Origin of the sequence: Streptomyces sp. NPDC000075 (genome assembly GCF_040301925.1) — a bacterium.
Lineage (GTDB): Bacteria > Actinomycetota > Actinomycetes > Streptomycetales > Streptomycetaceae > Streptomyces > Streptomyces polychromogenes.
The window spans coordinates 32,851-58,888 of the sequence record NZ_JBEPFL010000036.1 but is presented as its reverse complement, the minus strand read 5'-3'; the positions used below and the strand labels follow the sequence as shown (position 1 = coordinate 58,888).

The 26,038-nt window shown below is 73.6% G+C and carries 21 protein-coding genes; 10 read left to right on the top strand and 11 right to left on the bottom strand.

Annotated elements, in window-relative coordinates; all coding sequences use genetic code 11:
• Positions 1 to 35: 35 nt before the first annotated feature.
• On the bottom strand, positions 36 to 995 hold the full coding sequence (locus tag ABT403_RS31685; RefSeq protein ID WP_344155369.1) for a LysR family transcriptional regulator: 960 nt from the start codon (positions 993 to 995) through the stop codon (positions 36 to 38).
• A 143-nt stretch (positions 996 to 1,138) separates the two neighbouring features.
• Here ABT403_RS31685 and ABT403_RS31680 point away from each other — a divergent pair, with 143 nt between their 5' ends.
• Positions 1,139 to 4,648 carry a M28 family peptidase gene (locus tag ABT403_RS31680; RefSeq protein ID WP_344155366.1) on the top strand — a complete coding sequence of 1,170 codons (3,510 nt, stop codon included), beginning with the start codon at positions 1,139 to 1,141 and terminating at the stop codon, positions 4,646 to 4,648.
• Positions 4,649 to 4,831: 183 nt separating this feature from the next.
• Positions 4,832 to 5,287 carry a GNAT family N-acetyltransferase gene (locus tag ABT403_RS31675; RefSeq protein WP_344155363.1) on the top strand — a complete coding sequence of 152 codons (456 nt, stop codon included), beginning with the start codon at positions 4,832 to 4,834 and terminating at the stop codon, positions 5,285 to 5,287.
• A gap of 10 nt (positions 5,288 to 5,297) precedes the next feature.
• On the opposite strand, the gene ABT403_RS31670 is transcribed toward ABT403_RS31675, so the two are convergent.
• The 3 genes from ABT403_RS31670 to ABT403_RS31660 all read right to left on the bottom strand — a co-directional run bounded on the left by ABT403_RS31670 (position 5,298) and on the right by ABT403_RS31660 (position 8,126).
• Positions 5,298 to 5,573 (bottom strand): hypothetical protein, encoded by a 276-nt coding sequence (locus ABT403_RS31670; RefSeq protein ID WP_344155360.1) that lies wholly within the window; start codon positions 5,571 to 5,573, stop codon positions 5,298 to 5,300.
• Positions 5,574 to 5,638: 65 nt separating this feature from the next.
• Positions 5,639 to 6,619 carry an alpha/beta fold hydrolase gene (locus ABT403_RS31665; protein WP_344155357.1) on the bottom strand — a complete coding sequence of 327 codons (981 nt, stop codon included), beginning with the start codon at positions 6,617 to 6,619 and terminating at the stop codon, positions 5,639 to 5,641.
• A gap of 67 nt (positions 6,620 to 6,686) precedes the next feature.
• Positions 6,687 to 8,126, bottom strand: a complete 1,440-nt coding sequence (locus tag ABT403_RS31660; RefSeq protein WP_344155354.1) for a hypothetical protein — start codon at positions 8,124 to 8,126, stop codon at positions 6,687 to 6,689.
• Between the two features lie 118 nt (positions 8,127 to 8,244).
• On the opposite strand from ABT403_RS31660, the gene ABT403_RS31655 reads away from it, so the two are divergent.
• From ABT403_RS31655 to ABT403_RS31645, 3 genes are all read left to right on the top strand, one after another.
• Entirely contained in the window at positions 8,245 to 8,445 is a 201-nt protein-coding gene (locus ABT403_RS31655; protein ID WP_344155351.1) for a hypothetical protein, read from the top strand.
• Between the two features lie 240 nt (positions 8,446 to 8,685).
• A complete protein-coding gene (locus ABT403_RS31650; RefSeq protein WP_344155440.1) occupies positions 8,686 to 10,689 on the top strand; it encodes a galactose-binding domain-containing protein in 2,004 nt (667 codons plus the stop codon).
• A gap of 60 nt (positions 10,690 to 10,749) precedes the next feature.
• The gene (locus ABT403_RS31645; protein ID WP_344155437.1) at positions 10,750 to 11,343 is read left to right on the top strand and encodes a TetR/AcrR family transcriptional regulator; all 594 of its coding nucleotides are present in this window, start codon (positions 10,750 to 10,752) and stop codon (positions 11,341 to 11,343) included.
• Positions 11,344 to 11,346: 3 nt separating this feature from the next.
• Here ABT403_RS31645 and ABT403_RS31640 read toward each other — a convergent pair whose 3' ends face one another.
• Positions 11,347 to 12,747, bottom strand: a complete 1,401-nt coding sequence (locus ABT403_RS31640; RefSeq protein WP_344155348.1) for an NADP-dependent succinic semialdehyde dehydrogenase — start codon at positions 12,745 to 12,747, stop codon at positions 11,347 to 11,349.
• A gap of 181 nt (positions 12,748 to 12,928) precedes the next feature.
• On the opposite strand from ABT403_RS31640, the gene ABT403_RS31635 reads away from it, so the two are divergent.
• Positions 12,929 to 13,540 (top strand): hypothetical protein, encoded by a 612-nt coding sequence (locus ABT403_RS31635; RefSeq protein WP_344155345.1) that lies wholly within the window; start codon positions 12,929 to 12,931, stop codon positions 13,538 to 13,540.
• 31 nt (positions 13,541 to 13,571) lie between these two features.
• Here ABT403_RS31635 and ABT403_RS31630 read toward each other — a convergent pair whose 3' ends face one another.
• Positions 13,572 to 14,345 carry a LysR family transcriptional regulator substrate-binding protein gene (locus ABT403_RS31630; protein ID WP_344155342.1) on the bottom strand — a complete coding sequence of 258 codons (774 nt, stop codon included), beginning with the start codon at positions 14,343 to 14,345 and terminating at the stop codon, positions 13,572 to 13,574.
• A gap of 57 nt (positions 14,346 to 14,402) precedes the next feature.
• Here ABT403_RS31630 and ABT403_RS31625 point away from each other — a divergent pair, with 57 nt between their 5' ends.
• Positions 14,403 to 14,807, top strand: coding sequence for a DUF5997 family protein (locus ABT403_RS31625; protein WP_344155339.1), 405 nt, complete (start codon positions 14,403 to 14,405; stop codon positions 14,805 to 14,807).
• A 97-nt stretch (positions 14,808 to 14,904) separates the two neighbouring features.
• Here the strand turns inward: ABT403_RS31625 and ABT403_RS31620 are convergent, their stop codons facing one another.
• Both ABT403_RS31620 and ABT403_RS31615 read right to left on the bottom strand, forming a co-directional pair.
• Positions 14,905 to 15,594, bottom strand: coding sequence for a response regulator (locus tag ABT403_RS31620; RefSeq protein ID WP_344155336.1), 690 nt, complete (start codon positions 15,592 to 15,594; stop codon positions 14,905 to 14,907).
• Positions 15,591 to 16,796 carry a sensor histidine kinase gene (locus ABT403_RS31615; protein ID WP_344155332.1) on the bottom strand — a complete coding sequence of 402 codons (1,206 nt, stop codon included), beginning with the start codon at positions 16,794 to 16,796 and terminating at the stop codon, positions 15,591 to 15,593. The genes ABT403_RS31620 and ABT403_RS31615 overlap by 4 nt, the downstream gene beginning before the upstream one ends.
• A gap of 193 nt (positions 16,797 to 16,989) precedes the next feature.
• Between ABT403_RS31615 and ABT403_RS31610 the strand changes: the two genes are divergently transcribed.
• The 3 genes from ABT403_RS31610 to ABT403_RS31600 all read left to right on the top strand — a co-directional run bounded on the left by ABT403_RS31610 (position 16,990) and on the right by ABT403_RS31600 (position 22,745).
• The gene (locus tag ABT403_RS31610) at positions 16,990 to 17,919 is read left to right on the top strand and encodes an ion transporter (RefSeq protein ID WP_344155329.1); all 930 of its coding nucleotides are present in this window, start codon (positions 16,990 to 16,992) and stop codon (positions 17,917 to 17,919) included.
• Between the two features lie 154 nt (positions 17,920 to 18,073).
• Positions 18,074 to 18,424 carry a CU044_2847 family protein gene (locus tag ABT403_RS31605; RefSeq protein WP_344155326.1) on the top strand — a complete coding sequence of 117 codons (351 nt, stop codon included), beginning with the start codon at positions 18,074 to 18,076 and terminating at the stop codon, positions 18,422 to 18,424.
• A 10-nt stretch (positions 18,425 to 18,434) separates the two neighbouring features.
• Positions 18,435 to 22,745 (top strand): nSTAND1 domain-containing NTPase, encoded by a 4,311-nt coding sequence (locus ABT403_RS31600; protein WP_344155323.1) that lies wholly within the window; start codon positions 18,435 to 18,437, stop codon positions 22,743 to 22,745.
• Between the two features lie 22 nt (positions 22,746 to 22,767).
• Here ABT403_RS31600 and ABT403_RS31595 read toward each other — a convergent pair whose 3' ends face one another.
• From ABT403_RS31595 to ABT403_RS31585, 3 genes are all read right to left on the bottom strand, one after another.
• The gene (locus ABT403_RS31595; RefSeq protein ID WP_344155320.1) at positions 22,768 to 24,336 is read right to left on the bottom strand and encodes a hypothetical protein; all 1,569 of its coding nucleotides are present in this window, start codon (positions 24,334 to 24,336) and stop codon (positions 22,768 to 22,770) included.
• A gap of 129 nt (positions 24,337 to 24,465) precedes the next feature.
• Positions 24,466 to 25,125, bottom strand: a complete 660-nt coding sequence (locus ABT403_RS31590; protein ID WP_344155317.1) for an ABC transporter ATP-binding protein — start codon at positions 25,123 to 25,125, stop codon at positions 24,466 to 24,468.
• Positions 25,118 to 26,038 carry an ABC transporter ATP-binding protein gene (locus tag ABT403_RS31585; RefSeq protein ID WP_344155434.1) on the bottom strand — a complete coding sequence of 307 codons (921 nt, stop codon included), beginning with the start codon at positions 26,036 to 26,038 and terminating at the stop codon, positions 25,118 to 25,120. The genes ABT403_RS31590 and ABT403_RS31585 overlap by 8 nt, the downstream gene beginning before the upstream one ends.

The following is a 26,038-nucleotide window of genomic DNA, read 5'->3' as shown; positions in this document are numbered from 1 at the left end:
GGTAACCCGACCGGAATCCGCCTCTTCGGCAGGGGTCAGCCGAGGGTCGGGTGGGCCTCCGGGTGGGCGTCCCACCATGTCCGGTGGAAGGCGTTGTTGTCCACGTTCGCCAGGTACGCCTCCACCGCCGCCCGATGGAGCAGCTCCCCCTGGTGCGAGGGGACCGAGGCCCGGTTCCAGGCCAGCCGGATCCGGCCGGTGACCGGGGTGCCGGCCAGGGGCCGCATGACCGTCCCCGGCACGGCGGGGGCGGTGGGCTGGCTCAGCGAGATCGCCCGGCCCGCGGCGATCAGGTCGTGCTGCATCTTGCGGTCGGTGATCCGGTAGCGCAGCGACGGGGTGAAGCCCGCCCTGGCGCAGGCCTCCACCAGGGCCTCGGGGCCGCCGTCGTCGTCCTGGACGAGGGTCATCCACTGCTCGCCGGCCAGGTCGGCGAGGTCCAGCCGGCTGCGGCCGGCCAGGGGGTGCCGCTCGGACATCCGGATGCAGAACGGCTCCCGGGGCACGACGGTGCGGACCCGGACGCCGCCGGGCAGCGGGACCTCGTAGTCGTTGACCTCCCCGTAGACGATCGCGTCGTACCGGCCGGCGCCGAGCATCCGCACCAGGGTCGTCACCGAGTTCTCCAGGTCCACGGCCACCTCACGCCCCGAGGGGGCCAGGTCGGTGCGGGCGAGCAGACCGTCCAGCAGGACGAGCAGGATGCACCCGAGCCGCAGGGGCACGTCCGCCGACAGGGCGCGGGCCTCGGCTCCCAGCGCGTCCATCTCGCCGAGCACCCGGCGGGCCTTGGAGAGGACGAAGTGGCCCAGCGGGGTGGGCTCCACCCCGCTGCGGCCGCGCACGAAGAGCTCGCCGCCCGTGACCCGCTCGATCCGGCGCAGCTGGGCGGAGAGCGCCGGCTGGGAGACCCCGAGCCACCGCGCCGCCGCGCCCAGGCTGCCCGCTTCCGCTATCCGGCAGACGGCTTGCAGGTGCCTCAACTCCAGCTGCATTCCGGCAGCTTACGAAGGGCGGCCCCCACGCACCATAACGCGGGCCTTATGCCCGCAGGGATGTCCCAATCTCGCCATGTCCACGCTCATACTCGGCGACGGCGTACAGCCAGACACCCCCCACACACGATCGGAGTGGACTCGTGCAGCCCACCAGATGGACGGCGTCCGTGGCGGCCTTCGCGCTGACCGCGAGCCTCGCCGGCGCACTGGCCGGCACCGCGTCGGCCGCCCAGCAGCCGGATCCCGTACCACCCCGGCCCTCCCGGGCCGACCGGGCCGTGGCCGCCGCGGACGCGGCCGTCCGCAGCGGCCTGGACAGCCTGGTCAACCAGCCGCAGCAGCAGTACGACCGCCGCCTGGTCACCCCCTGGGTGCAGGACCTGTTCTCCGTCGCGTACGAGCGCAGCTACCGCGGCCTGCCGGTCGTCGGCGGCGACGCGGTCGTCCTCGCGGACGGGGAGGGCAAGGTGCGCGCCCTCCAGTCGGCCTCCTCGACCGTGATCGACGTGTCCGTCACCCCGGCCGTCACCGCCAAGGCGGCGGAGTCCTCCTCGCGGGCCGAGCTGGCGAAGGTGGACAAGGTCGAGAGCAGCCGCCTGGTCGTCCGGCTCAAGGACGACAAGCCGGTCCTGGCCTGGGAGACGGTCCTGACCGGGTCGACGAAGTCGGCGCCCAGCCGGCTGCACGTCTTCGTGGACGCCCGCACCGGCAAGGTCGTGGACCGCTGGGACGAGGTGGTCGCCGGCAGCGGCAACAGCAAGTGGAACGGGCCCAACCCGCTGACGATCGACACCACGGCGTCCGGCGGCACGTACTCCCTGCGCGACCCGAACCGCCCGGGCCTGAGCTGCCAGGACTACAGCACCGGCACCGTCTTCTCGAAGTCCTCGGACTCCTGGGGCACCGGCAACCCGACCTCCAAGGAGACCGGGTGCACGGACCTCATGTTCGCCGCGCAGAAGCAGTGGGACATGCTGCGCCAGTGGCTCGGCCGCAGCGGCGTCGACGGCAACGGCCGCAGCTTCCCGGGCAAGGTCGGGCTGAGCGACCTCAACGCGTACTGGGACGGCAGCTCCGTCACCATCGGCCACAACAGCGCCAACGAGTGGATCGCCGGCATCGACGTCGTGGGCCACGAGTACGGGCACGCCATCGACACCAACACCCCCGGTGGCACCAGCGGCCAGGAGGCCGGGCTGGGCGAGGGCACCGGCGACATCTTCGGCGCGCTGACCGAGGCCTACGCGGGCGAGCCCGCCCCGTACGACACCCCCGACTACACCGTCGGCGAGATGATCAACCTCCAGGGCCGGGGCCCGATCCGGAACATGTACAACCCCTCGGCGGTCAACAACGACCCCTCCTGCTACAGCTCCTCGATACCCAACACCGAGGTGCACGCGGCCGCGGGACCCCTGAACCACTGGTTCTACCTGCTGGCCGAGGGCAGCAACCCCGGCGGCGGCAAGCCGAGCAGCAGCACCTGCAACCAGTCCACGGTGGCCGGCGTGGGCATCCAGAACGCCGGCAAGATCTTCTACGGCGGCATGCTGCTCAAGACCAGCAGCATGTCGTACAAGAAGTACCGGACGGCGACGCTGAGTTCGGCCAAGACCATCGACGCCTCCTGCGACCTGTTCAACAAGACCAAGGCCGCCTGGGACGCCATCAGCGTGCCCGCCCAGTCCGGCGACCCGACCTGCACCCCCACCGGACAGGGTGACTTCTCCCTCACCCTCAACCCCGCCTCGGGCACCGTGCAGCAGGGCGCCTCGGTGACCACCACCGTGGCCACCAGCACCACCACCGGCCAGGCCCAGCAGGTCACCCTCACCGCGAGCGGCCTGCCCGCCGGGGTCACCGCCTCCTTCAACCCGGCCACCGTGCAGTCCGGCCAGTCCTCCACCCTGACGCTGTCGGCGAGCTCCACCACGGCCCCCGGGCCGGCCAACGTCACCGTCAAGGGCCAGGGCGCCTCCCTCGCGCACACCGCCGACTACGCCCTGAGCGTCGGCGGCGGCCAGCCCGACCCCACCACCCCGCCGGACATCAGCGCGGCCAACGTCCAGGCCCACCTGAACCAGCTGGGCACCATCGCCACGCAGAACGGCGGCAACCGCCGGGCCGGCAGCGGCGGCCACACCCAGTCCCTCGCGTACATCAAGGGCAAGCTCCAGGCCGCCGGCTACACCGTCACCGAGCAGAGCTGCACCTCCTGCACCTACCCGTCGAACAACCTGATCGCCGACTGGCCGGGCGGCCCCGACGACCAGACCGTGATGTTCGGCGCCCACCTCGACAGCGTCTCCGCCGGCCCGGGCATCAACGACAACGGCTCCGGCTCGGCCACCCTGCTGGAGAACGCGCTGGTCCTGGCCCAGAAAAACCCCACCATGACCAAGCACGTGCGCTTCGCCTGGTGGACCGACGAGGAGCAGGGCCTGAACGGCTCGAAGTTCTACGTGGGCCAGCTGAGCAGCGCCCAGCGCGCCGCCGTCAAGGGCTACTACAACTTCGACATGGTCGGCTCGCCCAACGGCGGTTACTTCATCAACAACCTCAACTCCACCACCGCCGCCCCCCTGAAGGCGTACTGGACCTCGCTGAACCTCGCCCCCGAGGAGAACACCGAGGGCCAGGGCCGCAGTGACGACTACTCCTTCCAGCAGGCGGGCATCCCCACCTCCGGTTACGCGGCCGGCGCCAGCGCCCGCAAGACCGCCGCGCAGGCCTCGAAGTGGGGCGGCACCGCGAACGCCGCCTACGACTCCTGCTACCACAGCTCCTGCGACACCCCGAGCAACATCAACGCCACGGTCCTGGACCGCAGCGCCGACGGGGTCGCCTACACCATCTGGAAGCAGGCCGTCGGCGGCACCGCCCCGGCGTCCGACTTCTCCGTCGCCACCTCCCCCGCGGCCGGCACCGCCGCCCCGGGCTCCAGCGTCACCTCGACGGTGAACACCACCACCGTCAGCGGCAGCCCCCAGACCGTCGCCCTGACGGTCTCGGGCGCCCCGGCCGGCGTGACCGCCACCCTCAGCCCGTCCTCCGTGCAGTCCGGCCAGTCCGCCACCCTCACCGTCCAGGTCGCCGCGGGCACCGCCCCCGGCACGGCCACCCTGACCGTGACCGGCACCGGCACCACCACCCACAGCACCACCTACACCCTCACCGTCAGCGGGGGCGGCGGCAGCTGCACCCCGGCCGAGACCGTCGCCAACGGCGGCTTCGAGAACGGCGCGAGCCCCTGGAGCAGCACCTCCGGCGTCATCACCAACCAGGCGGGCGAGACCCCGCACGCCGGCGCGTACATGGCCTGGCTCAACGGCTGGGGCTCCCCGCGCACCGACAGCGTCTCGCAGTCGCTGACCCTGCCGGCCGGCTGCTCCTCGGCCCGCCTCTCCTTCTACCTGCACATCGACACCGACGAGACCGAGAACACGGTCTACGACACGTTCACCGTCTCGGTGGGCGGCCAGACCCTGGAGACCCTGTCCAACGTGGACGCGGGATCCGGCTACGTGCTCAAGAGCTATGACGTCTCCCAGTTCGCCGGGCAGACCGTCACCCTCGGGTTCCAGGGTGTGGAGGACCAGTCCCTCCAGACCTCCTTCGTGGTCGACGACGTCAGCCTGCGCGTGAGCTGACCGACTACGCGGCACCCTTCAGGGGCCCGGTCCGGCACCCCGCCGGACCGGGCTCCGCCGCGTCCGCCGCCTGTCCACGGCGGAAGGAGGCCGGCCCCGCTTTGGACACGGCGGCGCATCCCGGGCCGCCGGGGGCTCCGGCATGATCGGTTCCCCGAGCCCCGATCCCAGGAGATCCCCGACATGTCCGACATCTTGGTCCGCGCCGCACGGCCCGGCGACTTCGCCCAGTGGCGCGCCCTGTACCGGGGCTACGCCGAGTTCTACCGGGTGGAGCAGACCGAGGAGGCCGCCGCCACGGTGTGGTCGTGGATCAACGACCCGGACCACGAGGTGGGCGCCCTGGTCGCCGAGGACGCCGAAGGCCGGCTGGTCGGCCTCGCCCACCACCGCCCCTTCGCCCGCCCGCTGTCCGCGACGACCGGCTGCTTCCTGGACGACCTGTTCGTGGCCCCCGAGCACCGCGGCGGCGGCGCGGCCGACCTGCTACTGGGCGCCCTGCGCGAGCTCGCGGCGGAGCGGGGCTGGAGCGTCGTGCGGTGGATCACCGCCGACGATAACCACCGGGCCCGGTCCAAGTACGACCAGGTGGCCACCCGGACCATGTGGGTCACGTACGACATGCCCCCCGGCCGCTGACGGCTCCCGCTCACGCCTCCCCGGCCGCGTCCGCGCAGGCGGGACAGACCCGGTCCGCGTACGCCTCGGGGTACCAGGGCGAGCCTGGATGCTCGGAGGGCCGCCAGGAGGCCGTCTCCATGGCGAAGGTGTCCCGGCCGCAGAGGGTCCGGGGGCCGCGCACGTCGTGCCGGCCCGGGGCGGTGGAGGCCGCGTGCACGCGCAGGACGTCCTCGGGGGCGGGCTCCCCGGCGGGGTGCGCCGCGCCCGGCCGGTCGTACTCGTACACCACGACGGTCTCGCTCATACCTCCGACGATAGGCGGCCCGGCCCGGCCCCGCCGCGCCGGCGCGGGTCCGCCCGGCCGGATGGTCAGCGGCAGGCGCCGGCGGCCAGTTCCAGTTCGTCCGCCCACACCGCCGCGTCCCGGGGGCCGACGTGCGGGGCGGCCAGGGAGCGGACGCGGAAGCGGTTGCCCGGGGTGGCCGCGTCCGCCTCGCGGATCATCAGGTCCTGGAGCGCGAGCGGGATCGCCCGGTCCCAGGTGAACCGCAGGAAGGTGCGCGGCACCCGCCCCCACTTCTCCGGGATCCCCCGGCAGTCGGCGGTGGCGATCGCCGCCGACTCGTCGGGCTCCAGGGTGGCGAGCAGCGCCCGCACCTCGGCGTCGGGCCGGTCCGCGGCGAGGGCCTCCTTGGCCGCCGCGAAGAACGCCGGGTCGCCGGAGCGCCAGTTGGCCCGGTTGACGCCGAGTTCAGGTGGGGTCTCGACCCGGGCCATCCGGAACAGGGCACTGGTGGAGGCCTCCGGGGTGGCCATGAGCCGCGCGGCGGAGGCGTGCCCGGTCGTCGCGCAGTACGCGGAGGCGTACACCAGGTGGGAGATCAGCTCCGGCACCCGGTTGGCGACCGCGTTGAGGGTCACCCCGCCCATGCTCTGGCCGACCAGGACGACGGCCCCGAGGCGGGAGGCGCGCCGTACGACGCCCACGACGTGCTCGGCGAAGTCGTCCAGCGTCACCTTCCCGAGCGGCGAGGGCTCGCTGCGCAGCGCCTCCGGGTCCTGCGGGCTCTGGTAGGAGACCGGGAAGTAGGCGCCGCGCCCGTGCCCGGGCAGGTCCACGGCGATCGCCTTGTGCCCGCGCAGCCCCAGCTCGGCGAGGACGGGAGCCCACCCGTAGGAGTTCCCGCCGGCCCCGTGCACGAGTACGAACACGGGCGCGGCGCACCGCCGCTCGTCGGCACGGGCGGCGCCCGGGCCGACCCCGGCGGCGGCCACCGCCCCCGCCCCCACCACGGCCGCCTTCAGCACCCCGCGCCGGGACCGCACTCCGGAACCACCGATATCGCTCATGCGGCCGACTCTAAGAGCGCGCGGATCCGTCCTCGGCGGATTCCGGCCACCTCCTCGGCACGTGCCGTTACGAGGGACGGCCCGAATCCGTCGGCCGCGCCCGCGCGTCACCGGCGGGGCGCTTCCCCTCGGCCTCCAGCAGCAGCTGGGCATAGGTCTTCTGCGTCATCGAACCACGCACTTTCTGGAGCCCGTACCGCTCGATCGCCTTGTCGTTCCGGAAGAGGTAGTTCACCGAGAAGGGCTTCTTCTCGCCGGGAGCCGTCACCGCCACGGTGATGTACGGGTACCTGTTCTGACGCACCCACCACAGCGTCACCCGGGGCCGGCCACGCGTCTCGTTGAGGAGCTCGTTACTGTTCGAAAGGTCGGCCTGGTACCGGAAGTAGTCGGCGGCCGGGCCCGGGGGATCCTCCGCCCTTCCCTGCTTCTGAAGCTTTCCGCGCCCTATTCCGGAGAGTTCGTATTCCGCACTGACGGTCGCCTTGTCCTTCCTGACCATGTACAGCTCGGTCTGGGCCATGATGGACTTGAACCGGTCCGGCTGGGGGATCTCCACGTACTCGTCCGCCGACATCTCTTCACCCGGGCTCAGGGAAAGCCCCGGCGGGTTGATGAACTCACCACTGGTGACCAGCCTGTACTGCGCCTGGGGCTGCCCGGGCTGCACATTGGACGGCGTCCGGCCGTTGATGAAATATATGCTTCCCAGTATGTAGACGGGAATCTGGCCCAGGTTCTTCACGTGCAGATGGACCGTCAGGACCATCACCTTCCCCTTGCCGTCCCAGGCGGCCGTCCCGAGGTCGGCTCCCGTCTCTACCAGCGGGTACGTCACGGAGGGCAGGTAGATCTGCGTGTAGGCCATATTGGCCACGGCCAGCAGGATGGGGATGACCGCCCCCGCCAGCACCCGCACGGGGTTACGGATTCCCGTCCACGCACGGTTGCGGCAGAGGACCCACAGGGCCCATACGGACCAGAAGGCCAGGGCCGCCCGGACCAGCAGGTACGGCGTGTACTCCCAGGCGTTGACGTGCATGAACAGCAGCAGCAGATTGACGGCCAACGCGGAAAGGCCCCCGATGAAGATGATGATTCCGGAGTAACTCCTCTTCCGTTTGTGCCAGTAGTCGAAAGCAGCCAGCGCGGCGGCCACCGCCACCACGGCCGCTCCGAGGAAGATGATCCCTGTGACCCGCCCGGGGTAGCTCAGGGCGTGGAAGGCGTCGATCCTGCCGATCCAGACGAGCTCGCACGCGGTCGCCAGGAGGCCGGCCGTCATCGCGAGACCAACGGCCCGGCGCTTCCAGGGATAGCCCGGCCAGACGGTGCAGTCCCCGCCGATCCACTGGATGTCCTTCTCGAACGCCACACCGGCACGGCGCAGGATCTTCTGCAGGTCCCCGGCGGAGCGCGCCTGGCCCACAGGCTTGCCGTCCACCGTGACTTTCCGCAGGCCGAAACCGTCCGGTCGCCCCACGACGACCGCGGGCGCGTTCGTCATGACACCAGTCTGCCGCCGAACGCCGGGCCGCGCCCCCGGAGCGGTACGGCATGCGGCCCGGAGCGGTGCGCAGGATGCTGGTCATGACCCCTCATGGATCCTCCCAGGAGGAACTCTCATGCGCACACGACTCCTCGGCCTCGCGACCGCCGCGATGGTCGTCGTCCTCGGCCTCATGGGCCCCGCCGCGCAGGCCGCGGCCGCGCCCCGGGTCAGCGGGGACGACTGCGTGACGGGCGGAGGCTCGGTGCAGTACGACTCGATCGTCGGCCAGTGGACGTGCATCGGCGGTACACACGCCGACGAGCCGATCAACTGACACATCCGACGGGTCATCAGGTCAAGCGTCCCGGACCCTTGACTCCTTACGCGCCAGTAGCGATTCTCATGCCCACCGTTGCACCGGGCATGACAACTCATGCCTCGATCCGACCGCGCTCTCCGCCGACCGAAGGCATGAGTGATCACCTTGACCCCTCACCCTCCCCCACGCCCGCGCGCACGCCGTCGGCGCGGGCGTCCCTTCGCCCTCTTCTCCCTCCTCATCGCCGTCATCGCCATGGCGCTCGCCCCCGCGCCCAGTTCCGCCGCCGGCTCCGCGTCCGATCCCGGCTGGTGGAACCCCACCGCCCGGCCGCAGCCGGACTCCGGCATCAACGTGACCGGTGAGCCCTTCAAGGGCACCGACGCCCAGGGCAAGGTCCGCGGCTTCGTCGACGCACACGACCACCTGATGTCGAACGAGGGCTTCGGCGGACGCCTCATCTGCGGCAAGCCCTTCTCCGAACTGGGCGTCGCCGACGCCCTCAAGGACTGTCCCGAGCACTACCCCGACGGCACCCTCGCCGTCTTCGACTTCATCACCAAGGGCGGGGACGGCAAGCACGACCCCGTCGGCTGGCCCACGTTCAAGGACTGGCCCGCCCACGACTCCCTGACCCACCAGCAGAACTACTACGCCTGGGTCGAGCGCGCCTGGCGCGGCGGCCAGCGGGTCCTCGTCAACGACCTCGTCACCAACGGGGTGATCTGCTCGGTCTACTTCTTCAAGGACCGCGGCTGCGACGAGATGACCGCCATCCGTCTGGAGGCGCAGAAGACCTACGACATGCAGGCCTTCGTCGACAAGATGTACGGCGGCCCCGGAAAGGGGTGGTTCCGCATCGTCACCAGCTCCGACCAGGCCCGCGAGGTGATCAAGCAGGGCAAGCTGGCCGTCGTCATGGGCGTGGAGACCTCCGAACCCTTCGGCTGCAAGCAGATCCTCGACGTGGCGCAGTGCTCCAAGGCCGACATCGACCGCGGCCTGGACGAGCTGTACGGGCTGGGCGTGCGCAGCATGTTCCTGTGCCACAAGTTCGACAACGCCCTGTGCGGGGTGCGCTTCGACGAGGGCGCCCTGGGCACGGCGATCAACGTCGGCCAGTTCCTGTCGACCGGAACCTTCTGGAAGACCGAGACGTGCACGGGCCCGCAGAAGGACAACCCGATCGGCCTCGCGCCCGCTCCGTCGGCGCAGAAGGAGCTCCCGGCGGGCGTGACGGTCCCCTCGTACGCCGCCGACGCGCAGTGCAACACCCGCGGCCTCACCGAACTCGGCGAGTACGCCGTACGCGGCATGATGAAGCGGAAGATGATGCTCGAGGTCGACCACATGAGCGTCAAGGCCGCCGGCCGTGCCTTCGACATCCTGGAGTCCGAGTCGTACCCGGGCGTGATCTCCTCGCACAGCTGGATGGACCTCGGCTGGACCGAACGCCTCTACAAGCTGGGCGGTTTCGCCGCGCAGTACATGAGCGGCTCGGAGGCGTTCAGCGCGGAGGCCAGGCGCACGGACGCGCTCCGCGAGAAGTACCACGTCGGCTACGGCTACGGCACCGACATGAACGGCGTCGGCGGCTGGCCCGGCCCCCGCGGGGCCGACACCCCGAACCCGGTGAAGTACCCCTTCCGCAGCACCGACGGGGGCTCGGTCATCGACCGGCAGACCGCCGGGGAGCGCACCTGGGACCTCAACACCGACGGCGCCTCGCACTACGGCCTGGTCCCCGACTGGATCGAGGACATCCGGCTGGTCGGCGGCCAGGACGTGGTCGACGACCTCTTCAGGGGCGCCGAGTCCTACCTCACCACCTGGGGCGCATCCGAGAAGCACCAGGGCAGCGTCAACCTCGCCGCCGGCTCCTCCGCGTCGGCGTCCACCTCGGAGTGGTGGAACCCGTTCGTCGACTACTCCCCCGCCCGGGCCGTGGACGGCGACTCGGGCACCCGCTGGGCCAGCGAGTGGAACGACGACCAGTGGCTGCGCGTCGACCTCGGCTCGGCGCACCGCGTCGGCCGGGTCACGCTCGACTGGGAGCGCGCGTACGGGAAGGCGTACCGGATCGAGACGTCCACGGACGGCTCGAACTGGCAGACGGTCTGGGCCACCTCCGACGGCGACGGCGGCCTGGACACCGCCCGGTTCGACGGGGTGACGGCCCGCTACCTCCGCGTCCAGGGGGTGCGGCGCGCCACCCAGTGGGGCTACTCCCTGCACGAGGTGGGCGTCTTCAGCAGCTGAGGCGGCGGGGGCCGGCCGGACCGGCCGGCCCCCGTCCGGCCCGTGAACGAGAGGGGTCCCATGGCGCGGATGCCGTCGGCGGAGCGACGGGCCCAGCTGACCGAGGCCGCGATCCGCGCGATGACCCGCGACGGCGTCGCCCGCACCACGACCCGGTCCATCGCCGCCGAGGCCGGGGTGTCGCTCAGCGTCGTCCACTACTGCTTCGACTCCAAGCAGGCCCTGCTCGAAGCCGTCATCGAGGCGATCACCGCGCACTACGTCTCGGTGGTCAAGGAGGCGATCCGCCCGAAGCCCACCCCGCGCGAGACGATCCGGGCGGGCTTCCAGGCGTACTGGGACCACGTGTGCGCCCAGCCCGGCGAGCACATGCTGACGTACGAGCTCACCCAGTACGCCCTGCGCCGGCCGGGGTTCGAGCACCTGGCGCGCCGTCAGTACGCGATGTACCGGGACACCTACGAGGAGCTCATCCGGCAACTGAGCCACGACACCGGACTGGTCCCCCGGGTCCCGGTCGCCGTGCTGGCCGGCTACCTGGCCGCGATGACGGACGGGCTGACGCTCGCCCTGCTGGTGCTGGGCGACGAGAAGTCGGCCGCCGGGATCCTGGACATGATCACCGACCATGTCCAGGGCCTCATGGGCACGTGACGCTCAGGCCGGATCGGCCGCCTGCCAGACGGTGGTGATGTTGCAGAACTCGCGGATGCCGTGGCCGGAGAGCTCCCGGCCGTAACCCGACCGCTTGACGCCGCCGAAGGGCAGGGCGGGGTGCGAGGCCGTCATCCCGTTGACGAAGATGCCGCCCGCCTCCAGGTCGTGGACGAACCGCTCCAGGTCGGCGTCGTCGCGGGTCCAGACGTTCGAACTCAGCCCGAACGGAGTGTGGTTGGCCCGCTCCACGGCCTCGTCGAGGCTGCCCACCCGGTACAGGGTGGCGACGGGCCCGAAGGTCTCCTCCAGGTCGATCCGCATCCCCGGGGTGACGTCGGCCAGCACGGTGGGCTCGTAGAACCATCCGTCCGGGTGCTCCGGCGGCCGCCGGCCGCCGCACAGGACGGTGGCCCCGTGCCGGACGGCGTCGTCGACGAGCTCCTCGACGTCGGCGCGGCCGCTCTCGGTGGCCAGCGGGCCGACGTCCGTGGACTCGTGCATCGGGTCGCCGACGGTCAGTGCGCGCATGCCCTCCGTGAAGAGCCGGGCGAACTCCTCGTAGACGTCCGTGTGGACGATGAACCGCTTGGCGGCGATGCAGGACTGTCCGTTGTTCTGCACCCGCGCCGTCACGGCGGTCTTCGCGGCGCGGGCGATGTCGGCGGAGGGCATCACGATGAACGGGTCGCTGCCGCCGAGCTCCAGGACCGTCTTCTTCACCTCGTCCCCGGCGACCGAGGCCACGGCCCGCCCGGCCGGTTCGCTGCCGGTCAGGGTGGCGGCGGCCACCCTCGGGTCGCGCAGGATGCCCTCGACGGGGCCCGAGCCGATCAGCAGGGTCTGGAAGCAGCCCCGCGGGAACCCGGCGCGCTCGAAGAGCTCGCCCAGGTAGAGGGCCGTCTGGGGGACGTTCGAGGAGTGCTTCAGCAGGCCCACGTTGCCCGCCATCAGCGCGGGCGCGGCGAACCGTACGACCTGCCAGAGCGGGAAGTTCCACGGCATGACGGCGAGCACCACCCCGAGCGGGCGGTAACGCACCCGGACGGCCGAGGCCCCGGCGTCGCGGACGTCGGAGTCGGCGGGGTGCTCGTCGGCGAGGAGGCCCTCGGCGTGGGCGGCGTACCAGCGCATCGCCTTGACGCACTTGGCCGCCTCGGCGCGGGCGGCGGCCAGGGGCTTGCCCATCTCGACGGTCATGGTGCGGGCGATGTCCTCGCCCTCGGCCTCCAGGAGGTCGGCCGCCCGGTTCAGCAGCGCGGAACGTTCGGCGAAGGTGGTGCGCCGGTAGGAGACGGCCGTGCGCGCGGCCTCGTCCAGGCGGCGTTCGATGCCGTCGGCGTCGAGCGCGTCGAAGGTGCGCAGGGTCTGGCCTGTGGCGGGGTTGACGGTGGCGATGGGCATGGTCCGACCTTCCTGCGAGGGAGCCGCCCCACCGACCCTGCCCGCCCGCTCCCCGGGGCGCAACGCGAGGACCGGCCGTCGCCGCCCGGCTGCTGAGACGTTTCCGCAAAGGATCCCGGCGCGGTCGCACAATGGGACCAGGAGACCCGGAGGAGCCGGCCGGGCGGGAGGCACACGGACCGTGGACGAGCGGGCACAGGACGAACCGGAGCGCCGCCGGGAGTGGGCCCGGCGGCTGGTGGCGGGCCTTGCCGCGGCCGAGGACGTCGACCGGGCGCTGGCGGCCGTGCTCGACCCGGACCCGGACCTGCAGGCGGAGAACAGCGCCCGCCGCGCCCGCGCCGTGCACGCGGCCGCCCTGGGCCTCGGTCCGGCGGGCTGCGCGGCGGCCGCCGGAATCCCGGAGGCTCTGCTCGCCGGGTGGCGGGCCCAGGACCCCGCCTTCGAGGCCGCGCTCGCGGCGGCGACGGCCCTGGCGGCCGCCCACCGGGCCCCGGCCCGGGGCCGGATCGGCGCGCTGGGGCTGCGGCTGTTCCTTCAGGCCGTGGCCCGGGGCGTGCACACCGGCACGGCCGCCACGACCGTCGGCCTGCGCTCGGACCAGCTGCTGCGGCTGCGCCGGGCGAACCCCCTGGTGGCGGCCCTCGTGGACGCGGCCGTCCAGCAGGCGCGGGGGCTGCGCGGCAACGACCGCCGCCCGAAACGGGCGCCGTCCTACCGCCTGGTCACCCTCCGCACCCCGGCGTCCCGCCCGGATCCGGACCACCCCCGGCCGGACGCGCCGCCGGGCTGACGCGGCCGCGGGCGGCGGTTGCGGGCTGTGGTTACGGGCGGCGGCGCGGCTTGCCGCCGCCGCGCTTGGGGGCGGCCCCGCCTCGGGCGTTCGGCTTGCCGCCGGACCGGGCCGCCGGCTTGCCGGAGCCCTTGCCGCCGGTCTTCTTCGCCGGGGCGGCCTTGCGCTCCTGCTTGGGCTGCGCCGGCGCCGCCTGACGGCCGCGCGAGCTGTTGACGGTGCGGCCCCGGACGATGCCGATGAAGTCCTCGACCATGTCGGTGGTCTTCTCCTCCGGCCAGGACAGCGCGACCCGCGAGGCGGGGGCGTCCGTCACCGTCCGGTAGGTGAGGTCCTTGCGGTGGTGCAGCCGGGCGAGGGACTGCGGGACGACGAGGACGCCGATACCGGCCGCCACCAGCTCGATCGCGTCCGCCGTGGTGGCGGGCCGTTCGAAGGCGGGCTTGCCGGGCGGGGTCTGCCAGCCGAGGACGTCGTCCAGCGGGTGGAGGACGATCTCGTCGGCCAGGTCCTCGGTGGACACCTCGTCCACGGCGGCCACGACGTGGTCCTTGGGGACCACGACCACGGTGGTCTCGGTGTAGAGCGGGATCGCGCTGAGGTCCGCACCGTCCACGGGCAGCCGGACGAAGCCGGCGTCGGCGTCTCCGGAGCGCAGCACGGCGAACGCCTCACCGGCGCTCACGCCGACGAGGGTCAGCGGGATGTCGGGCAGCCGCTCGTTCCAGATCCGCACCCACTTGGTGGGCGTCACTCCCGGGACATAGGCGAGCCGGAACGAAGGGGATGCATCCGAGCCTGTCACCCCGCAAGGTTACCGGTCGTGGTCGGAGCCCGCGCACATGCTCGATACCCTTGGAGCATGACGTCGCACCAGAGCACCCAGACGATGAAGCCCGCGACCGCGGCGAAGAAGCTGGGTGTGTACCTCGAGGCCACCCCCGCAGAGTTCCAGGAGGGCGTGGTCTCGCGCACCGAGCTGAACGCACTCCAGGCCGAGCCGCCCGCCTGGCTCGTGGAGCTGCGGCGCAACGGCCCGCACCCGCGCCCGGTCGTCGCCTCGAAGCTGGGCGTCTCCATCGCCGGGCTCGCGCGCGGCGGGGTCACCGAGGCGCTCACCACGGAGCAGATCGAGGCCCTGAAGCAGGACAACCCGGAGTGGCTGCAGAAGGAGCGGGCCACCCAGGCCGAGGTCCGCAAGGAGGCCGTCCGCATCAAGGAGAAGCAGGCGGAGAAGGCGCAGAAGGACGCGCAGAAGCGCTCCTGACCCCCTCCTCCCCCCGCACGCACGACGGCCGGGCCGGGTCCCCCTCGGGGGGCCCGGCCCGGCCGTTCTCGTGCCGGGGCCCGAGGTCCTGGACGCCTCAGAGGCCCGGGACACCGTCGCCGGACGGGGAGACCAGGCCCCACTCGTATGCCGTGATCACGAGCTGGACCCGGTCGCGGGCGCCCAGCTTGGTGAACAGCCGCGCCACATGGGCCTTGGCGGTGGCGGCGGAGATGAACAGTTCCCCGGCGATCTCCCCGTTCGACCGGCCCCGCCCCACCAGGGTGAGGACCTCCCGCTCCCGGTCGGTGATGCCGGCGACCGGCCGCGCGGGCCGGCCGGGAGCGGGGCCGGGGCCCCGGACGAAGTCCGCGATCAGGCGGCGGGTGACGCCCGGGGCGATCAGGGCGTCCCCGGAGGCGACCACGCGGACGGCCGCGAGGATGTCCTCCAGGGCCATGTCCTTGACCGCGAACCCGCTCGCGCCCGCGCGCAGCGCCCCGTAGACGTGCTCGTCCTCGTCGAAGGTGGTCAGGACCAGCACCCGGGGCGCGCCCGGCCCGCCGGTGATCCGGCGGGTGGCCTCGATACCGTCCATCCCCGGCATCCGGATGTCCATCACCACCACGTCGGGTCGGTGCGCGGCGGCCAGCTCGACGGCTTCCGCGCCCGTGCCGGCCTCGGCTACCACCTCCAGGTCGGCCGTCTCCCCGATGAGCACCCGCAGCCCGGAGCGGACCAGCGGCTGGTCGTCGACGAGCAGGACGCGGACCGGACCGCCGGTCATGGCCGCTCCCCCGCTTCCCCGGCGGGCAGCGGGATCTCCGCCGCCACCCGGAACCCGCCCTCGGGGCGCGGTCCGGCGCTGAAGCGGCCCCCGAGCAGGCCGACCCGCTCGTACATGCCCGTGATGCCGAAGCCGGCCTTCCCCGGGCGCACCGCCGCGCCCCTGCCGTCGTCGGTCACCTCCACCCGCAGCTCCCCCTCCCGGAATTCCACGGTCACCCGGGCCCGGGCGGAGCCCCCGGCGTGCCGGACGACGTTGGTGAGGGCTTCCTGGACGATCCGGTAGACGGACAGGTCGATGTCCGGGGGCAGCGGACGCGGCTCGCCGGTCCGGCGGACGTCCACCCCGGCGCCCGAGCCCGCGAACGAGGCGGCCAGCGCGTCGAGGTCGGCGAGGCCCGGCGCCGGCCCCGTCGGGGCAGGGCCCGCGTCCCCGTCGGGTTCGGCCCGGCGCAGGGCTACCAGGGTCCGGCGCAGGCCCGCGAGGGTCTCCCGGCTGGTGTTCTCGATGGCTCCGAGCGCGCTGCGCGCCTCCTCGGGCCGGGTCGCGATGACCCGGGCGCCGACCCCCGCCTGGATGGCGATGACGCCGATGCTGTGGGCGACCATGTCGTGCAGCTCCCGCGCGATGCGCAGGCGTTCGGCGGTCACCGCCTCGGACACGGCCTGGGCGCGCAGCTCCACCGCGTGTTCGCGCCGCTGGCGCAGCAGCAGGCCGGCCATGCAGCAGGTTCCCAGGCCCAGGACCGCGATCAGGCCCGCGCTCGTCAGGGCGGCGCCGGGCGCGAGGAGCCCCACGGCGAGGACCTGCACCACCCCGACGGTGATGCCGGCGGCGAGGGCCGCCCGCCGGGGGCGCACGGCCACCACGACCGCGAGGAGGAGGTCCACAGGGAGGTAGGCCAGCAGCCGGTCCGGGCTCCCCCCGCCTGCCCCGGCCCTGGCCCCGAAGGCGACGAGCGTACCGGCGAGGACGCTCAGGCCCAGCGCCACCAGGGGCCGGCGCCGGACCAGCCCGGCCAGCAGGGTCACCGCCAGCAGCAGGACGATCGCCGTCGACGGGCCGGCGCCGGACGGGCCGGCGCCGATGAGCAGGCCGGCGCAGAGGAGGTAGAGGACGGCGCCGCCCCAGTCGAGCAGGGCGGTCCGCGTCCCCGCCCTCGCCTCCGTACCGAAAGACGCGCTCAGCGCTGTTGTGTTCATGCCCCGACGGTAATCACCGCGCCCCGTACGGACATCGGCCCGCGGGCTTACGCCCCCAGGCGGTGCGCGCTCGCGCGAAACCGGCTGAAACCCGTTCGGCGGTGGGGCGTTAGAAGGACGGACCGGCGCGTGCGCCCGCACCGTGCGCCGGTCCACCACGCCGGTGCGAGCGAGTACGAGGACGAGGAGCGAGATGACGGACACCACGGCGGCCGGCTCCGGCCGCGGGAGACTTGCAGTCCACTGCCGGAGGATCACCGAGGACCCGTCGTTCGGCATGGGCGTCTTCGTCGTGATCCTCATCAACGCGGGCCTGATGGGGGCGGAGACGTACAGCGGCCTGGCCGCGTCCCAGGGGCGGGTCCTGCAACTGGCGGAGGACGGCTGCCTGGTCCTGTTCACACTGGAGATGGTGTTGCGCCTGGGCTCCTACGCGGACCGGCCGAAAGCATTCTTCCGGGACCCCTGGAACATCTTCGACCTGCTGATCGTGGCCTCGGCCTTCCTGCCGTTCCTGCGTTCGAACACCACCGTGCTCCGGCTGCTGCGGCTGGCCCGCGTGCTGCGCACCGCCCGTTTCCTGCCCCACCTGCGCATCCTGCTGCTCGCGGTCGGGCGCAGCCTGCCGGGCACGGCGAGCTTCCTGTTCGTCGGCGCGCTGGTGGTGTACGTGTACGCGATGGTCGGCTGGGTCTGCTTCGCCCACTCCGACCCGCAGCACTACGGCTCGATCGGCCGGGCCGCGCTCACGCTGTTCCTGCTCACCACCCTGGACGGGCTCACGGACGCCGTCCGGGCGGGGCTGGAGATCTCCCGGTTCAGCATCGTCTACTACGCCTCTTACGCGCTCCTCGCCTCGTTCGTGCTGGTCAACGTCCTGATCGGGGTGGTGCTCAACTCCCTCGACGAGGCGCGGGAGATGGAGGAGGCCGACGCCCGGGCCCGGGAGCGGGCGGCGCGGGACATGGACGCCGCCGACGAGGTCCGCGAGCGGATCGGCGCGGCCCGTCTCGCCCTGGACGACCTGGAGGCCAGCCTCGACCTGGCCCGGTCCGCGCCCCCGGCCGCGCCCGGGCCACGGGAGGCGAAGGAGTGCGAGCGGCGGCTGGAGTCCGCCGTGTAGCCGGCGCGGCGCCCACCGGGGACCGGGCCGCCGCGGGGCGGCCCGGTTTCGGCCATCCCCGGCGCACATGCCCCCCGGTCTTGCCCCAACTCCCCTGCGGCGTGAAAGAGTTGTCGGTGCACCGAGCCGCTGGGCGACGGGGAGGGTGGTCGGCATGGGTACCGACGTGCGTACGGTCGAGGTCCCGCTCGGGGACGGCACCGACGGGGTCTTACGGGTACAGATACGCGAGGTCGACGAATCGCTGGCGCGGGTCGGCCGCGGCGGCGGCGCGGTGGCACGGGCCTCGCGCTCCTTCGGGGACATGGTGGACGGCATCCGGCCGGTCGCCGACAGCTTCGTCAGCCGTCTCGGCGCCATGGCCCACCGGCCGGACGAGATCACCCTCGAATTCGGGGTGTCCCTGTCGGCCGAGGCCGACATCGTGATCGCGAGCACCACGACCGAGGCCAACTTCTCGGTCACCCTGACCTGGAACTCCCGGGCCCCCCGCGACACGCCGTAAGGGGCTGGGGATGACCACCGGGAGCGGCGGCCCCGCGAGCGCCGACGCCGTACTGGGCTCCGCCGTCGTCCGCGTCACCGGCCCGGACGGGGTGGTGGGCGGCGTCGGCTTCCTCGTGGCCCCGGACCTGGCGCTGACCTGCGCCCACGTCGTCGCCGACGCGCTGGGGCTGGCCCGCGCACGGGTCGCGGCCCCGGCCGGCACCCTGACCCTCGACCGCCCCCTGTCCGGCAGCCCCGGCAGTACCCCGGCGGAGGTGGCGCACTGGGTCCCGCTGCGGGACGACGGCACCGGGGACATCGCCGTCCTGCGGCTGGCGGCCCCGGTCCCGGGCGCGACCCCGCCGGCCATGGCCTCACCGCCCGGCGTGTGGGACCACCCGGTGCGGGTGGCGGGCTTCCCCGCCTCCTCCCCCGGCGGCGTCTGGCACGCCGGGCGGCTGCGCGGCCCCACGGCCGAGGGGTGGGTGCAGCTCTCCGGCGCCGACGGGCAGGGCGTGCCCGTGGACAGGGGGTTCAGCGGCAGCCCCGTCTGGGACGACCGGGCCGGGGCCGTCGTCGGCATGGTCGTGGCGGCCCAGCTCTCGGGAGCCCGCCAGAGCTTCATGATCCCCACCCGGACCCTGCTCGCGGAGGTCCCCGCCCTCTCCCCCGTTCTCACCCCGGCCTCCCCCTTCCGGGGCCTGGGGACCTACCGGGAGGCCGACGCGGAGGTGTTCTTCGGCCGGGACACCGAGGCCGCCGACGTCACCGCCCTCCTGAACTCCGGCCCCCGCCCCTGCGTGGCCCTGATCGGCCCCTCGGGCTGCGGGAAGTCCTCGCTGGCCCTGGCCGGAGTGGCGCCCCGGCTGCGGGCCCGGGGCCACGAGGTGCTGGTGGTCCGGGCCGCCGACGGGCTCCCGGTGCGCACCGCCCTCGCGGCGGAGCTCGCCCGGCTGGCCCGGCCCCGGCGGCACGCCGGGCCGGCGGCGCCGGAGGACCTGGAGGAGTCCCTGACCCGGCACGGCCTGCCGGCCGCCGCCCGGCTGGCCCTGGGCGACGGGCACGCCGAGCGGCTGCTCGTCGTACTCGACCAGGCCGAGGCCGTCCTCGCCGACCCGCGGCGCGCGCAGGACGACACCGTGGGGCTGCTCTTCCCCGATCCGCATCCCCCCGGACTGCGGGTCCTCCTCACGCTCCGGACCGACTTCACGGACGCGGCCGTGGCGCACCCCGTCCTGGGCCCGGCCCTGGCCCGGGCCACCGTCCGGCCGCTGCTGCCCATGACCCGCGCCCAGATGTCCGAGGTGATCCTGCGTCCCCTGACGCGCCTCCCCTCCGTCTCCTACGACCCCGGGCTGGTCGCCCGGATGCTGGACGACGCGGGTACCGGACCCGGCGCCCTGCCGCTGCTGGGATTCGTCCTGGCCCGGCTCTGGGACGAGCAGGCCCTCGGACGGCTGCGGTTCGACTCGTACGAGGAGATCGGCGGGGTCCGGGGCGCGCTCGGCCGGCACGCGGAGGCCGCCTGGCGGGAGTGCGTCGGGGAGGACGACCGGGAGGAGGCCCTCAGGCTGCTCACCGCGCTCGTCAGACTGCTGCCGGGGAGCGAGGCCCCGCTGCGCGCGGTGCTGGGCCGGGCCGAGGCCGGGGAGGAGCGCTGGCGGATCGCCGGCCTGCTGGCGGAGCGGCGGATCCTGGTCGTCGGCGGGGATCCGGAGCGCGGCCAGACCGTGGAGCTGGCGCACGAGGCGCTGATCGGCGCCTGGCCCACCCTGGCCCGGCAGGTGGCGCACGACCGGCAGTTCCTCAGCTGGCGCGCCGGACTGCGCCACGACCTCGACCGCTGGCACGCTTTGGGCGAGCCCCGGGACCAGCTGCTGACGGGCGCCCCGCTCGACACCGCCGTCGCCCAGACCGCGACCCGAGGCGGCGAACTCTCCGCACGGGAGCGCGCGTTCCTGCGGGCGAGCCTGGCCCGGCGTGCGGAGGAGGCGGCTCAGGCCCGGCGGGCCGGGTGGCTGAAACGGGCGGCCGTCGTCGTGCTGAGCCTCGCGCTGGTCGCCACCCTCTTCGTCTCCTGGAAGCTGTACGGGGCGAAGGGCAGGCTCGACGAGGACCTGCGGCGCGGCGCCTCCCCGCAACTGGCCCAGCTGGCGGCGCGGCTGGACGACGTCTCGCTCGGCACTTCGGCCCTGATGAGCGCGGCCGCGTACCGCACGTCCCCGAAACCGGAGGCGCAGACGGCCCTGTTCGAGCAGTACGTACGGATGCGGCAGGTCGACCGGATCGTGCTGGAGGGCAGGGGTGAGGTCCGGAACACGATCCTCAGCGAGGACGGCCGGCACGTCACCATCGGCCTCTCCTCCGGCGACCTCCTGGGCGCCGACCTCGGCACGGGACCACCACGCGTCTCCGGCCTCCGGGAGGGCACCACCCGGCTGGTGACGGCTTCCGGGGACGGGCGCACCGCCGCGGCCTCCAGCCCCCACGGCGTCATCACGGTGGGCGTCCGTCAGGCCGACGACAGCTGGCGGACGGTGAAACTGCGGGGTGCCGAGCAGGTCCGGGACAACGCCCGGCCCGCCGACGACCTCCGCTTCGACGCCTCGGGGCGACGGCTGCTCGCGGCCATCCCCACGGAGGGCGTCGAGGTGTGGGAGGCGCTCCAGGGGACGAGGGTCGGGCCCACGCTCGTCCCGCCCCCGGGCTGGACGGTCCCGAACGCCTGGTTCGGGCCGGACGGCGATACCGTCATCGGCCGGATCGTCCGGGAAGGAGCGGCCGCCGGGGCGAACGGCAGGCTCGTGCGCTGGCAGCTCTCCGACGGCCGCCTCGACGAGCAGTCCTGGGGCACCGAGGAGACCGGCCCGGTCACCGTGAGCGCCGACGGCTCCACCCTCGTCCGCTGCACCGGGGAGGGTGTCCTCCAGGCCTGGGACCTGGCCGGGCAGCCGAAGGTGAGGAAGCAGTACGGCACCGGCCAGCTGGGCCTGGTCTGCCCGCTGTACGTGCCCCGGCTCGACCGGACCGGACGCTTCCTGCTCAACCCGGCGCAGCGGTTCGGGGGGTCCCTGGGCCGGTACCGGTGCCTGGTGCTGGACCTCCAGGAGGGGCTGCCCGCCACGCTCGACCTGCCGGCCGCCGCCCAGCAGGACGAGTTCGTCGCGGGTTCCGCGACGCTGCCGGCGATCAGCCTCGCCGGGCCTCCCGAGGCCATGAAGGTGGCGATCAGCGCGGGCGGCACGATCGTCGTGGCCGAGGTGCCGCGGCCGACCGGCTTCGACGCCGCCATGCTCACGAGTCTGATCCGCACCGTGGACGTGGACACCGGCCGGGTCGCCAGTGTGGACGCGGACGGCGCCACCCTGCGCCTGTGGGACCTGACGACGCACCGCCAGCTCGCGGCCCTGCGTCCCTCGGCCCCGCTCGCCCGGCTCTACGCGTCGTTCAGCCCCGACGGCAAACGGCTGCTGACCGTCACCGCCGACGGCCTCGGGGTCCTGGTGTGGGACCTGAGGCAGGAGGGCGGCCCCCCTCTCACCGAGGTGCGCCGGCTCGGCCTGCCCGCTCCCCCCGGCATCGACCCGTCGCGCGCGGACCCCCGCACGGGCCGCACACCGGCCTGGGTCGGCGTCTCGTTCGACGGCGCCGACCACGCTCTGGTGTCGGCCGTCTCCTATGTGTCCCGCTGGGACCTGAATACCGGCAGGGCGGCGGGTGAGACGTACCGGCCGAGGGCCCAGGACCCGATCGACGTGTCGACGGCCGCCGCGTCCGTCTTCGCCACGGCCCGCCCCGGTCACCACCAGGCGGCGGTCCGTGCTCCGGGTGACCGGATCCAGCTCTGGGACTTCGAGAAGGGCACGGCCGACACGATCCCGTTCAAGGAGGAGGACGGTTACGTGAGCCAGATGCTCTTCGACCCGAGCGGCCGCAAGCTGGCGGTCCTCACCAAGGACGGACGCCTGCAGATCCGGGACGTGGAGGGGAAGGAGCCGACGAGGACCCTCGCCTACCAGGGCACCCGGTGGCTGAACGGCTTCCCCGACGCGTCGACGCTGAGCACGGTCGGCTCGGTCAACTCCTTCACCTTCTGGGATCTGGCCCAGGGCGCCGAGAAGTACCACTTCACCCCCGGCTACGGCGGCACCGTCGACTGGTCGCAGGACGGCCGGCGACTCGCCTGGCTGGACGGCTCCGGCGTGCGGGTACTGCCCCTTGACCCGGAGGCCTGGCGGGCCCGGGCGTGCCGGCTGGCCGCGCGCCCCTTCACGGACGGCGAGCGCCGGCTCCTGCCCCCGGGCTCCCGCTCCGACGCCTGCGCGGGCCTGAAGGGGTGAGCCCGCGCGGGCGCCGGCCGGGTCAGCCGCCGTCGCGGACGGCGACGATGCCGTTGAACACGCCGACGTACGCCGTGCCGTCGGGGCCGAGGGTGATCGGCGCCCAGTTGTTGTCGTACAGCGGGCCGGTGCCCGTCAGCCGCCGCCAGCGGCGCTCACCGGTGCGGAAGTCGACCGCCGTGAGGTACCAGGCGTCGATGCCCCAGAAGTTGGGTTCCTTCTCGTAGAAGTAGAGCAGCCCGTTGCCGGTGGAGAGCTTGGGGACGACGGAGGGCGAGCGGATCGCGCTCTGCCAGACCGTGTCGCAGCCGCTGCCGTCCGCGCGGACGTCGATGCGGCTGACGCCGCCGACGACCGACTTGCCCAGCAGCAGCGAGGTGACGTTCTCGTAGCCGTAGTTGTTCTCGACGACGATGCTGTTGCCCCAGGTGATCAGCGAGTTGTCGGTGGTCGAGGCGCCGGAGCCGAAGACGGGCACCTTGCAGACCAGCCGCCGGTCGGCGGGGACGTCGGCGCCGCGCCGGTAGACCAGGACGTTCATCCGGTCGTCGGCGTTGTCGGTGATGGCGACGTAGCCGTTGCCGAAGAGGTCGGGGGTGGTGCCCGAACCCTGGTTCACGGAGCCGGGCTTGGTCCCGGTCCCGCGGTCGTACGTCTGGCGCCACTGCGCCTCGGGGGTGCCGTCGGCGGTGGCGCGGAAGCCGTAGAGGGCGTGGTCGGAGACGATGGAGACGCCGTCCTCGGCGACCGAGAAGGAGTTCTGGATCTCCTCGCCCTCCAGCCGGACCGAGCGGATCCGCGAGGTCGCCGGGTCCACGGTGCCGACGCGGCCCTGGCGGGTGACCCACCAGATGAGGCCGTTCCAGTCGGGCATGACCGAGGTGACGGGGTCGCAGGTGCCGCTGGGCCAGAGGTTGGTCCAGCCGGCGCAGTCGTGCGGGACGTGGCCGGTGAGGTCCCAGTCGTCCTCGACCGTGAACTTCCAGCTCCCGTCGGGGTTCTGGGAGTGGGCCAGGCGCAGGACGTGCTGGCGGGAGTCGGCCAGTACCGCGCGGTCCCGGTCGTCCAGGTAGAAGTAGGCGCCGCCCGAGGTGTCCTTGAAGATCTTCGAGAAGTCGAGCGAGGTGATCGCCTCGACCGTCGAGGAACGCTGCGGGAGCTGGTGTTCCGCGAGCGTGGCGAGCGTACGGGGCTCCAGGAGCTTGACCTTGAAACCGGAGAAGGTGCCGCAGACGGTGACGAGGCGGCCGCCCGCGTCGAAGGTGGCGGTGGCGCACTCTCCGCCGAGCGCGGCGATCTTCTCACTGGTGACCTGCGGGTTCCTGCCCAGGGGTCCCGACCACGGGGAGGTGGCGCTGCCGCCCGCGTCGGAGTGCATGCCGCTGCGGCCGTTGGGCGCGAGGAAGGGGTGCTGCGGCGGAGCCTCGCCCGGCAGCGGGGCGGCGGTCGCGGGGGCCCCGTCGTAGTGGCCGACCAGGCGGTGGCCGGGGGCCTGGGGGATCTCCTCGGCGTGGGCCGGGACGGTCCCGGCCAGTACCGTCAGGGCGGCGAGGGCGGGGAACACGGCGCAGTTCAGCGCTCTTCGGAACATCCGGGTTTCCTCCTTCTCGTTCGGTGCTGTTGACATCACGTCTGACATCGCGCCGCCGCGAGACGCTAGGTCGCACCGCCCGAGGAGTCCATGGCCGGGAGGGATGATTCACGAACGCGCAACAGTCGATCAACCGCGCGCGACGTCGCTCCAGTCGGCCGTACGGCCACACCAGCGGCGGAGCAGCACCGGATCGTGCCCGACGGCCAGCAGACCGGCTCCGGTCTCCCTCCGGTACTCCTCCACCACGCTGACGAGGGCGGCGGTGGTGGAGGCGTCGAGCATGGCGGTCATCTCGTCGCACACCAGCCAGCGGGGCCGCAGCACCAGCGCCCGGGCCAGGCAGGCGCGCTGGAGCTGGCCGTCGCTGACCTCGTGGGGGCGCCGGACGAGGAGGTCGGCCCCGAGGCCGACCCGCTCGGCCAGTCCCGCCACGGCCGCGTCCGCCCCGTGCCGGCGGCCGGTGGCGCGCAGTGGTTCCGCGACCAGGTCGCGGAGGCTGAGGCGGGGGTCGGCCGAGAGCCGGGGCTGCTGGAAGACGACGCCCACGGCGGTCCGCAGGGAGCGCGGGGCCCGGTGCCGGAAGCCGGTGACCGGGCTGCCGTCGAGGACCACCGTGCCCCGGTCGGGCCGGTGCAGCAGGGCGGCGACCCGGGCCAGCGTGGACTTGCCGCAGCCGCTGGGCCCGAGCAGGCCGAGGGCCTCGCCGGGGCGCAGGGTGAGGTGGGCGTCGCGGACGACGGGGCTGCGGGGGTCGTAGCCGGCGGTGATGCCCTGGAGCTCAAGCACGGTGGCAGGCCACCCCTTCGGTGAGCGGCGGCCGGACGGTCCGGCAGAGGGGGTCGGCGAGGGCGCAGCGGGGGGCGAAGGCGCAGCCGGGCGGGAGGTCGCCGAGCTCGGGCGGGGAGCCGGGGACGGGGGTGAAGGCGCGTTCGGGCAGGGCGTTCAGCAGGCCGCGGGCGTAGGGGTGGCGCGGCCCGGGTGCGCCGAAGAAGGCTTCGGCGGGGCCGAGTTCGACGATCCGGCCGGCGTACATGACGGCGACGGTGTCGGCGACGCGCTCGGCGGCTGCGAGGTCGTGGGTGATCATCAGCAGCGCGCGGCCTTCGGCCCGGGTGTGGGCGCGCAGTTCGTCGGCGGTGCGCTCGACGAGGTCCCGGTCGAGGCCGGTGGTGGGCTCGTCGGCGAGGAGCAGCGGGGCGTCCCCGATGAGCGCGAGGGCGGTGGCGGCGCGCTGGGCGAGGCCGCCGGAGAGCTGATGGGGGTGGTGGTCGAGGTGGGTCGCGGGGAAGGCGGCGCGGGCGGCCGCGGCCTCGGCGGCCCGGCGCGGGGCGCGGGAGCCGGTGAGTGCGCGGACGGTCTCCTCCAGGTGGGAGCGGACGGTGCGGACCGGGGTCAGGTGGGCGGCGGGGCTCTGCGGGACCAGGCCGACGCGGCGGCCCCGTACGGTGCGGGCGAGGGTGTCCTCGTCGGCGGCGAGCAGGTCGAGGCCGTCGGCGAGGAGGGCCGATCCGGCGGTCTCGGCGTTGCCGGGGAGCAGTCCGAGCAGGGCGGAGGCCAGGACGGACTTGCCGCAGCCGCTCTCCCCGACGAGTACCAGGCACTCCCCCGCCGCCAGGCTGAACTCCGCCCCGGAGACGGCCTCGACGTAACGGCCGCCGCCCGTCCGGAACCGCACGGAGAGCCCCTGGACGCGCAGCAC